Source organism: Kitasatospora sp. NPDC004799 (assembly GCF_040609095.1).
Classification (GTDB): domain Bacteria; phylum Actinomycetota; class Actinomycetes; order Streptomycetales; family Streptomycetaceae; genus Kitasatospora.
Window position 1 is genome coordinate 1 of the sequence record NZ_JBEXJK010000301.1, and the last position, 10,075, is coordinate 10,075.

The 10,075-nt window shown below is 75.4% G+C and carries 8 protein-coding genes; 1 reads left to right on the top strand and 7 read right to left on the bottom strand.

Annotated elements, in window-relative coordinates:
* A partial coding sequence (locus ABZW03_RS29500; RefSeq protein ID WP_355264778.1) for a CE1759 family FMN reductase occupies positions 1-633 on the bottom strand: 633 nt, incomplete at its 3' end.
* A 17-nt stretch (positions 634-650) separates the two neighbouring features.
* A complete protein-coding gene (locus ABZW03_RS29505; RefSeq protein WP_355264781.1) occupies positions 651-1,787 on the bottom strand; it encodes an LLM class flavin-dependent oxidoreductase in 1,137 nt (378 codons plus the stop codon).
* 287 nt (positions 1,788-2,074) lie between these two features.
* Here ABZW03_RS29505 and ABZW03_RS29510 point away from each other — a divergent pair, with 287 nt between their 5' ends.
* Positions 2,075-2,860 carry a GPR1/FUN34/YaaH family transporter gene (locus ABZW03_RS29510; RefSeq protein WP_355264784.1) on the top strand — a complete coding sequence of 262 codons (786 nt, stop codon included), beginning with the start codon at positions 2,075-2,077 and terminating at the stop codon, positions 2,858-2,860.
* 59 nt (positions 2,861-2,919) lie between these two features.
* Here ABZW03_RS29510 and ABZW03_RS29515 read toward each other — a convergent pair whose 3' ends face one another.
* The 5 genes from ABZW03_RS29515 to ABZW03_RS29535 all read right to left on the bottom strand — a co-directional run bounded on the left by ABZW03_RS29515 (position 2,920) and on the right by ABZW03_RS29535 (position 10,022).
* Entirely contained in the window at positions 2,920-4,407 is a 1,488-nt protein-coding gene (locus tag ABZW03_RS29515; RefSeq protein WP_355264787.1) for a SulP family inorganic anion transporter, read from the bottom strand.
* Positions 4,408-4,501: 94 nt separating this feature from the next.
* Entirely contained in the window at positions 4,502-5,104 is a 603-nt protein-coding gene (locus ABZW03_RS29520; protein ID WP_355264790.1) for a carbonic anhydrase, read from the bottom strand.
* A 379-nt stretch (positions 5,105-5,483) separates the two neighbouring features.
* Entirely contained in the window at positions 5,484-7,904 is a 2,421-nt protein-coding gene (locus ABZW03_RS29525; protein WP_355264793.1) for a penicillin acylase family protein, read from the bottom strand.
* Between the two features lie 289 nt (positions 7,905-8,193).
* Entirely contained in the window at positions 8,194-8,826 is a 633-nt protein-coding gene (locus ABZW03_RS29530; protein WP_355264796.1) for a response regulator transcription factor, read from the bottom strand.
* A 35-nt stretch (positions 8,827-8,861) separates the two neighbouring features.
* Positions 8,862-10,022, bottom strand: coding sequence for a sensor domain-containing protein (locus ABZW03_RS29535; RefSeq protein ID WP_355264799.1), 1,161 nt, complete (start codon positions 10,020-10,022; stop codon positions 8,862-8,864).
* Positions 10,023-10,075 lie beyond the last annotated feature (53 nt).

Below are 10,075 nucleotides of genomic sequence, written 5' to 3' on the forward strand. Positions count from 1 at the left end.
GCCGCTGCGTCTGTGCGGGCTGAGCGCGGCGGGTGGCACCGCGGGGCCGGCGGCGGGCCGCGGCTCCGCCGCCGCGGTGAGGACCAGCGCCGCGAGCTCTCCCCCGGCGCGTTCGATCCGCGCCGGCAGGCTGTCGGTGTGCGCGTCGCCCGTCCCGCCCCAGTCCTCGGAGGCCGCGAAGACGGCGGTCGGAGCGACGAGCGCGCGCTGGTACGCGAAGAGCGGGCGCATCGCGTGGTCCAGGGCCAGGGAGTGGCGCGCGGTGCCGCCCGTCGCCCCGATCAGCACCGGCTTGCCCGCCAGGGCGCCGGGGTCGAGCAGGTCGAAGAAGGACTTGAACAGGCCGCTGTAGGAGGCGGAGAAGATCGGGGAGACGGCGATCAGCGCGTCGGCCGTGCTCACCTCCTCCAGCGCGTCGCCCAGGGCCGGGGAGGGGAACCCGGAGAGCAGGTGGTGCGAGACGGGGGTGGCCAGCGGGCGCAGTTCGTGCAGGCGCACCTGCGCCTCACGGCCGGCGGCGGCCAGCCGGGCGACGGCGGCCTCGGCGAGGCGGTCCGCCAGCAGGCGGGTCGACGAGGGCTGGCTGAGCCCGCCCGAGACCACGGCGAGCGTGATCGGCGAGGTCGGTTCCATGGAGGGCTCCGTCCTGGTCAGGAGGTGGCGGGGGCGTCGCCCCGGACGTCGGCGGCGGCGGGGACGGCGGCGGGGGCGGCGGCGGGGGCGGCGTCCCGGAGTGCGGCGTGGGTGGGGGCGTCGGGGACGCTCGCGGGCCGGCCCTTGGCGAACTCCGCGCGCAGCACCGGCACGACCTCCTCGCCGAGGATGTCCAGCTGCTCCAGCACCGTCTTCAGCGGCAGGCCGGCGTGGTCCATCAGGAACAGCTGGCGCTGGTAGTCGCCGACGGCCTCGCGGAAGCCGAGGGTGCGCTCGATGACCTGCTGGGGGCTGCCCACGGTCAGCGGGGTCTGCTCGGTGAACTCCTCCAGCGAGGGCCCGTGCCCGTACACCGGCGCGTTGTCGAAGTACGGACGGAACTCCCGTACGGCGTCCTGGGAGTTCTTCCGCATGAACACCTGCCCGCCGAGGCCGACGATCGCCTGCTCCGGCGTGCCGTGACCGTGGTGGGCGAAGCGGCTCCGGTAGAGCTCGACCATCCGCCGGGTGTGCTCCTGGGGCCAGAAGATGTTGTTGTGGAAGAAGCCGTCCCCGTAGTAGGCGGCCTGCTCGGCGATCTCCGGGCTGCGGATCGAGCCGTGCCAGACGAACGGCGGCACGCCGTCCAGCGGGCGCGGGGTGGCGGTGAAGGACTGCAGCGGGGTGCGGAAGCGGCCTTCCCAGTCGACCACGTCCTCGCGCCAGAGCCGGCGCAGCAGCGCGTAGTTCTCCAGTGCGAGCGGGATGCCCTGGCGGATGTCCTGGCCGAACCACGGGTAGACCGGGCCGGTGTTCCCGCGCCCGAGCATCAGGTCGACCCGGCCGTCGGCGACGTGCTGCAGCATCGCGTAGTCCTCGGCGATCTTCACCGGGTCGTTGGTGGTGATCAGCGTGGTCGAGGTGGAGAGGACGATCCGCTCGGTCCTCGCCGCGATCCAGCCGAGCATGGTCGTCGGCGAGGACGGGACGAACGGCGGGTTGTGGTGCTCACCGGTCGCGAAGACGTCCAGGCCGACCTCCTCGGCCTTGAGCGCGATGGCGAGGATCGCCTTGATCCGCTCGTGCTCGGTCGGCTCACGTCCGGTGGTCGGGTCGACCGTGACGTCGCCGACGCTGAATATCCCGAACTGCACGGGAGTTCCGCCTTTCCTTGGCTGCTCGCGGCCCGGCCGGGCCACCCAGCGAAACCTAGGCAGCCGACGGCGCCCGGCGGACTTCGCAGCGCATGGCCGGTTGCCCGGCAGCGCACTTCGGGGCCGCCGCCGGGCCCGGGCGCCCCGGCGAGCACGGACACGACAGCCCCCGTACACACCGGGACGAATCGGCCCGCGCCCGCGCTCCTAGCCTCCGAAGGGAATCCGGCCCGCCGCTCTGCCGGCGGCCGCCCCGAGGACGCCGGGTCCCGAGAGCGAGGAGCGAGATGATGGTGGCAGTGGTGAGGGACGACGAGCAGGTGCGCGAGCCGGGCCAGGCGGTGCCCGGGACGGAGCCGCCCGCGAGCCCGGATCCGTCGGCCCGTACCGGAGCCGGAACGGGAGCCGGGGCCGAGCCGGACCCGCACGCCCTGACCCGGATCACCCTGCGGCCGATCGCCTCGCCGATGCCCCTGGGCTTCTTCACGGTGGCCATCTCCTCCGCCGTGACCAGCAGCCTGCAGCTCGGCCTGATCGACGGTGTGCACCGGCAGGCCGTGGCGCTCACGGTCTTCTCCGCCTTCGTGCTCCAACTGCTGGTCAGCGTCCTGGCGTTCGGCGCCCGGGACGTCATCGCGGCGACCCTGATGGGCGGGTTCGCGGGCGCCTGGCTGGCCAACGGCCTGGTCACGGCCACCGATGCGCCCGGCGGGGCGAAGGTGCTCGGCGTGATGAACCTGGTGTTCACGGTCTTCGCCGCCCTGATGGCCTCGGTGGCCAGGCCGAAGAAGGTGCTGTGGGTGCTCCTGATGATCGCCGTGCCGCGCTACTTCGTCGCCGGCCTGCACGGCGTCACCGGCGTGTCCGCCCTGGGCCACGTCGCCGGCGCGCTCGGCATGCTCCTCGCGGCGGTCGCGATGTACGCGGCCTACGCCCTGATGCTGGAGGAGCTGCGCGGCCGGGAGGTCCTCTGGATCGGGCGCAACGGTCCGGTGCGGGACGCCATGCACGCGGGGCTGTCCGGCCAGCTGCACCGGCTGGAGCAGCAGGCCGGGGTGCGCCGCACCCTGTAGCCGGCGGCCCGACCGGGCGCCCGCACTCCTCGCGCGCGAGGGGCGCGGGCGTCCTCGGCTCAGGCCACCGCGGCGGGCAGGCCGAGGAGTTCGGCGGACCCGTTGCGGTTGTGGCGCTCCTGCCAGAGTTCGAGCGCGCTGCGGCAGGCGTGGTCGAGGTGGCGCACGCCGCCGAGGTCGAGCCGCACCGGACGGTCCGCGGGCAGCCCCTCCAGCGATTCGAGGGTCTCCAGGAGTCGGGGCAGCCGGAGGAAGGTGGCGTTGCCGTGCAGGATCACCCGGACCGCCCCGTCGGGCAGTTCGGTGACCGCGACCTGGAGGTGGGAGGTGTCCCAGGCGCTCTTGAACACCGCGAGGAGCAGGCCGAGCAGCACCCCTTCGAGCAGGTTGGTCACCACGATGGCGACCGCCGTGGCGGCCAGGACCGCCGCCTCGCCCCGGTCGGCCCGCCACAGCGGCCGCAGGGTGCGCAGCGGGACCAGCTTGGCCCCGGCGTGGACCAGGACGCCGGCCAGCGCGGCGAGCGGGATGGCGGAGAGGGCGGCGGGCAGCAGCGCCGCGAAGAGCAGCAGCCACACGCCGTGGAGCACCCGGGAGGCCTTGGTGCGGGCGCCGGCCTGGACGTTGGCGGCGCTGCGGACGATGACGGCGGTCATCGGCAGGGCGCCGAGCAGGCCGCAGACGGTGTTGCCGACGCCCTGGGCGAGCAGTTCGCGGTCGTAGTCGGTGCGCGGCCCCTCGTGCAGCCGGTCGACGGCGGCCGCGCTGAACAGCGTCTCGGCCGAGGCGATCAGCGCGAACGCGAGGGCCGTGCCGAGGACGCCGAGGCTGCCGAGCGCCGCGAGGTCGGAGCCGCCGGGCAGGTCGATCACGTCGGCAAGGCCGGCCACCTCGACCCGGGCGACGGGCAGGTCGAGCAGCGCGGTGACGGCCGTCGCGGCGGCCACCGCGGCGAGCGGGGCGGGGACCGTCCGGACCGGGGCGGGCAGCCGCGGCCAGAGCAGCAGGACCGCGACCGTCCCGGCGCCGACCGCGGCGGCGGCGAGCGCGTGCGGCCGGCCGGCGACGTCGGCGACCAGTCCGGGGATTCCGGCGAGTTTGGCGGGGCCGTCGGCCGGCGCCTTGGTGTCGGCCAGCGCGTAGAGCTGGCCGGCGACCAGGACCAGGCCGATCCCGGCGAGCATGCCCTGGACGACCGAGACGGAGATCGCCCGGAACAGCCGGCCGAGGCGGGCCGCGCCCATGGCGAGCTGGAGCAGGCCGGCGGCGGCGGTGATGACGCCCAGGGTGGCGAGGCCGTGCTCCTGGACGGCGGCGAAGACCAGCACGGTCAGGCCGGCGGCGGGGCCGGAGACCTGGAGGCTGCTGCCGGGCAGCAGCCCGGTCACCAGGCCGCCGACGATGCCGGTGACCAGGCCGAGTTCGGCCGGGACGCCGGAGGCGACGGCGACGCCCACGCAGAGCGGGAGGGCGACCAGGAAGACGACGAGGGAGGCGGGGAGGTCGGCGCGCAGAGTGCTCAGCCGGAGGGCGGGACGACGAGTCATCGGGTCCTCGGGGCGGTGTCGGTACGGACGGTGGCGGTCGGGCGGTGCGGGACGGACGGCCCGCGGCGGTCGGGGCCCTGGGCTGCGGAGACGGTCACAGCGGCAGGAACAGCCCGGCGTCGGGCCGGTGGGCGAGCACCAGCCCGGTGTGGATCTCGTAGAACCAGCCGTGCAGCCGGATCTCCCCCGCGTCCAGCCGGCGGGCGACGGCCGGGTAGCCGCGCAGCCGGTCCAGCTGGTTGAGGACGTGGCGCTGCACGGGCCCCGCGACCGTCGGGTCGAACACGTCGGCCTCGTCCGCGCGGAGCACGGCCTGGTCGGCGTGGCGCAGCCAGGCGCGGACGGCGGGCGCCACGCTGAGGTCCTCGTCGCGGACCACGGCGCCGACGGCGCCGCAGTGCGAGTGGCCGCAGACCACGATGTCGCGCACGCCGAGCACCTCGACGGCGTACTCGACGGTGGCGGTCTCGCCCGAGGAGGCGTCGGCCCGGTAGGCGGGGACGATGTTGCCCGCGGTGCGGAGTTCGAAGAGGTCCCCGGGGTCGGCGTTGGTGATCAGGGCGGGCACCACGCGCGAGTCGGAGCAGGTGATGAACAGCGCCTGCGGGGCCTGGCCCGCGGCGAGTGCGGTGAGTTCCCGGCCGGTGTCCCCCGCGCGCTGCGGGAACGCCCTGGCTCGGTCGATGAGCGGTTCCATGGGAGTGGATGCCTCCTTCGGTGACCCTCCCGGTGTGGTCCGGGCGGGGCGGTGGGCAGGCACGTCGGGACCAGGTGTCCCCGGCAGAAGGGTGCGGCCGTGGCGGGCGTGCTGCGCCCGGGCCACGTCGACGCCTCCGGCGACCTGACGACGCGTCAAGGGGAAGTAAAGCACGGGCATGGTGACGGCAAAAGCGTTACCGGGTCGGAGGATGTGCCGATCCGGTTAACATCCTGTCACCTGAAACGGGGGCCGGCCTTCCGCCTTGGAAACCCGCCGCACAAGGGAACCTGACGGAGCATCGGTACGTTTCGGGCGCGCGCGAGGGCCGCCGCCGCTCCGGGAGCGGCGGCGGCCCTGTCGCACGACCGGCCGCGGGTCAGCGCCGCAGGACGGTGACGGAGAGCCCCGGCGCCGAGCGGATCTCGGCCTCCGTGAAGCGCTCGGTCACCCACTGCTTGCGGGCGTAGAGCCGGGTCTGGTCGGTGAAGTGGGGCGAGGCCGGGTCGGCGGACTGGCCGTAGGTCAGCAGCGTCCGGGTGCGCGGGCCCCGGTCGGTCAGCTCGGTGGCCATCAGGAAGGTGCCGCCGTGCGGGACGCTGCCCAGGTTCGTCGGGTAGGTGCCGCCGCCGGTCCCCGAGTCGGGGCCCGCCGTGAGCACGTTGAAGCAGCCCAGCTGGTGGGAGCAGCCGTGCAGCGGGATGCCCGCCCAGCGCTGGACCAGGCCGGTCTGGGCGTCCACCGGCAGGCCGCTGGCCGCCAGCCCCCGCACCGCGTCGGCCAGGGCGCGCTGGGCGGCGGGGTTCGCCGCGTCGATGCCGCGCGGGGTGGTCAGCGGCCGGGCCGGGTCGGCCGGGACGGTCTGCCAGGCGGTCGTGCCGGTCGCGGCCAGCGCGTCCCGGTACGCCTGCCAGAGCACGGTGCCGCGGCTGTCGGCGTCGGCCCTGGTGTCCCAGGCCGCGAGCACGCCGCACGCCGCCCGCACGTCGACCCGGGTGCCGTCGGAGGCCGCGATCTCCGGGTGGGCGCGGCACAGCGCCACGGCGTCGTCGCGGTCGAGCTCGGCGCTCTGCACCCGGTTGCCGAACATCGTCGCCTGGAGCGAGGCGAGGGTGAAGCCGGGGGCGCCGAGGCCGTCGGTGCCGGCCCGGCGGTCGGCGATCATCCGCAGGCTCAGCTGGCTGCGCAGCATCCGCGCGGAGGCGCCCTGGTAGATCGCGGGCAGGCCGGTGATCGGCGCGTCCGCGTTGGTCAGGTACGGACCGTTGTTGGCGTTGGCGACGTAGTCGGTGCGGGTCAGGCTCGGGTGGTTGGCGGGGCCGAAGACGCCGGGCACGAGCGCGTCCGGGTCGCTGCCCGGGTCGCAGGCACCGGTCGAGCCGTCCAGCACCTGCGCGCCGCCGGGGGCCGGGAGCACGCAGCGCTCGCGCTGGGCGTCGGGCAGGTGCGGGACGGCGGAGGCGTCGGTGAACCAGGTGGTGCCGCCGGCGTCGACGGCCGTGGTGTACACCCAGGGCAGGCCCTGGTAGGTGCGCTGGGCCTGGCGCAGCTGGTCGAGGTTCTGGGCCCGGCCGATCGCCACCCACTGGCTCAGCGAGCGGAGGTTCTCGGCGTTGGCGTCGCGGAGGGTGAAGGCCTGCTCCCCGGTCCAGCCCTCGGCGAGGACGTAGCCGTGGCGGGAGCGGTAGACGGTCCGGTCGACGGTGGAGAGCGTCCCGTCGGCGGCCCGGACGGTGACCATGACGGTCTCCTGGCTCATCCGCTCGACCTTGCCGTCCACCAGGTACGCGGTCGGGTCGCCGGGCACCAGGGTCAGCCGGTGGAGGGTGTAGTGGTCCGCGTAGCTGGTGGTGTGGCTCCAGGCGAGGCCGCGGGTGTGGCCGATCTGGAGGAACGGGATGCCGTACAGTCCGGCGCCGGCGACGTCCAGGACGCCGGGGATGGTCAGCTGGGCCTGGTAGAAGCGCTGCGAGCCCGCCCACTGGAGGTGCGGGTTGGCCAGCAGCAGGCCGGTGCCGTCGCGGCTGGCGTCGCGGCCGATCGCCCAGGCGTTGCTGCCCAGTTCGGGGTCGTCGGCGGTGCGGCCGGGAGCGGCGATCCGGGGTACGGCCGCCGCCGACTCGCTTCCGGACGCCCCGGGTGTCGGCGGGGTCCAGGCGCCCGGCACGGCCGTGGCGATCTGCTGCTGGGCGGCGGCGCTGCCCATCAGGGTGTTGACGTCGTGCAGGATGTTCCACAGGTCGTCCGCGGTGATCGGCCCGACCCAGCCCTTCCCCCGGCAGGACGGGTCCGGCAGGTGGTCGGAGCCGGTGTCGCGCAGGTAGCGGTTGTACCCGGCGACGTAGCCGTCCACCAGCTGCCGCGCCTCGTCGGTGGGGCCGAGCGGCGCGGGGGCGGCCAGCAGCCGCCGCACCGTCCCGGAGCGCTGCACGCCCCGCTGGTAGGTGTCGCTCACCAGGTTGCTCACCCGGTCGACCGACTCGCCGTCCGGGCCGAACCAGCGCGAGCGCTCGCCCCGTACGGTGACCACCTGGTCGGCGAGCTGGCACAGGTTGTCCTGGGCGAAGGCGTAGCCGTAGCCGTAGCCGAGGCCGCCGAAGTCGCGGGCGAGGACGTGCGGGACGCCGTACTCGGTCCGGCTGATCTTCGCGGTCCAGCCGCCCCGGTCGGCCCCGGGGTCGGCGTCCGCGGCCTGCGCCGCGGTGGGCACGAGCGCCGTCAGCAGCGCGGAGGCCACCCCGAACGCGACCGCGGCCGAGGCGAAGCGCCGTACCCGCGAGCTGAACTGACGTCCACTCACTTCTCGTTTTTCCGTCATCGCCCCACGCTGCCGCCGCGGGCACCCGCCGGCCATCGCCCCGCGGGACGATCCGCCCTCGGCCCCCCGGCTGATCCGTGCACGTCCCGGCTCAGGGGCGGCCAGGCCCGCACCGCCCCTCCCGTCGGGCGATGCGGTGGTGGATCATCAGGGTCGCCGGACCGGCGCCGGGGCGGCCCGGACGGGGCGGCGGCTCGCCCGCCCTCGCCCCTCGGCCCTCGCCCCTCGGCCCTCGCCCCTCGGCCCCTCCCGCCCACACGCCCTCACACCCTCACGCCCGGAGGAACTCCAGCACCGCCAGCACCCGCCGGTGGGTCGCCTCGGCCGGCGGCAGGTCCAGCTTCAGCAGGATGTTGCCGATGTGCTTGCTCACCGCCGCGTCCGACACCACCAGCTCCCGGCAGATCGCCGCGTTCGACCGCCCCTGCGCCATCAGCGCCAGCACCTCCCGTTCGCGCGGGGTGAGCCGCTCCAACGGGCTGCGACGGCGGCGCAGCAGCTGCCGCACCACCTCCGGGTCCACCACCGTGCCCCCGGCGGCCACCGCTCCGAGGGCCGCCACGAACTCCTCGATCTGCCCGATCCGGTCCTTCAGGAGGTAGCCGACCCCGGAGCCGTCCCCAGCCTCCAACAGCCGGGCCGCGTACGAGTGCTGGACGTACTGGCTGAGCACCAGGACGGGCAGCCCGGGGTGGCGCTCGCGCAGCGCGAGGGCTGCCCGCAGCCCCTCGTCGCTCTGGCCCGGCGGCATCCGCACGTCCGTGACCACGAGGTCCGGCCGGTGCTCCTCGACCGCCGTGCGCAGCGCCTCGGCGTCCCCGACGGCGGCCACCACCCGGTGCCCGAACCGGGCCAGCAGGCCGATCAGGCCCTCGCGCAGCAGGACGCCGTCCTCGGCCAGCACCACCCGCAGGCCGTCCGCCCCCGGTCCACTCGTCGTCACGCCGCTCCTCCGTCGATCGGGGCGCAGAGGATCTCCACCCGCACCAGGGTCGGTCCGCCGGGCGGACTGCTGACGGCCAGTGTGCCGTGCACCACCGCGATCCGGTCGGCCAGCCCGGTCAGTCCGGTGCCGCGCGCCGGGTCGGCGCCGCCGTGGCCGTCGTCCGTCACCTCGATCGTCAACCGGCCCTCCGCGTACCGCCCTTCGACCGTCGCGGCGCTCGCTCGGCTGTGCTTGACGAGGTTGGCGAGCGCCTCGGTGACGGCGAAGTAGCCGGCCGACTCGACCGGGGCCGGCAGCCGGCCGGGCAGCGCGAAGCGGGTGGTGACCGGGACGGGCGAGCGGTCGGCGGCGTCCGCGCAGGCCTCCGGCAGGCCGTGGTCGGTGAGCACCTGCGGATGGATGCCGTTGATCAACTCCCGTAGTTCGGCCAGGACTTCGCCCGCCTCCCGGTGTGCCTCGGCGAGCCGGTCGGCCAGCGGCCCGTCCGCCGGCGCGTCCAGCCGGGCCAGCCCGAGTGCCATGGTCAGGGCCACCAGCCGCTGTTGGGCGCCGTCGTGCAGATCGCGCTCGATCCGGCGCCGCTCCGCCTCGAAGGCGTCCACCAACCGGGCTCGGGAGCGCACCAGTTCACCGATCCGCTGCTCCTGTCCGCCCGGCGCCAGCACCAGCCGGACCAGCGCCGCCCGCGCGGCCGCCAGGACGGCCAGCGGGTAGGCGAGCAGCGGGAGCAGCAGCAGTCCGACCAGGCCGAGCAGGGCGGCCACGGCCGGCGAGTGCACCACGACCAGCTTGAGCACGTTGACCTGCTCGCCGTCCCAGAGCAGCAGCGGCAGGGCCGCGACCAGGCACCCGGGCACGGCGAGGGCGCAGCCGGCCACCGCCAGGTCGATCGGCCAGAGCACGAAGGCGGTCAGCAGCGCGAAGCCCAGCTCCCGCCAGGTCGCCTGCTCGCGGTAGCGCAGCCGCACCCAGGCGGCCAGGCCCGGCTGTCCGGGGACGAGGTGCGGGTCCGGCACCCGTCCGCCGTCCAGGAAGCGGACCAGCCGCCGCTCCCAGGCGGCGACCGGCACCCCGGCCAGGGCCAGCGCGGCCGCCAGCGGCAGCCCGACCAGCAGCACCGCCAGGACCCCGGCGACCAGCCCCGACAGCAGCAGCCCAACGCGGAGTACGCAGCCCGCTACGCCGACCTCGACGACGAGGACGACAC

Coding starts and splice junctions, on each gene's coding strand:
- ABZW03_RS29510 (WP_355264784.1), top strand. CDS start 2,075: ATGATGGTGGCAGTGGTGAGGGACGACGAGCAGGTGCGCGAGCCGGGC.
- ABZW03_RS29515 (WP_355264787.1), bottom strand. CDS start 4,407: ATGACTCGTCGTCCCGCCCTCCGGCTGAGCACTCTGCGCGCCGACCTC.
- ABZW03_RS29520 (WP_355264790.1), bottom strand. CDS start 5,104: ATGGAACCGCTCATCGACCGAGCCAGGGCGTTCCCGCAGCGCGCGGGG.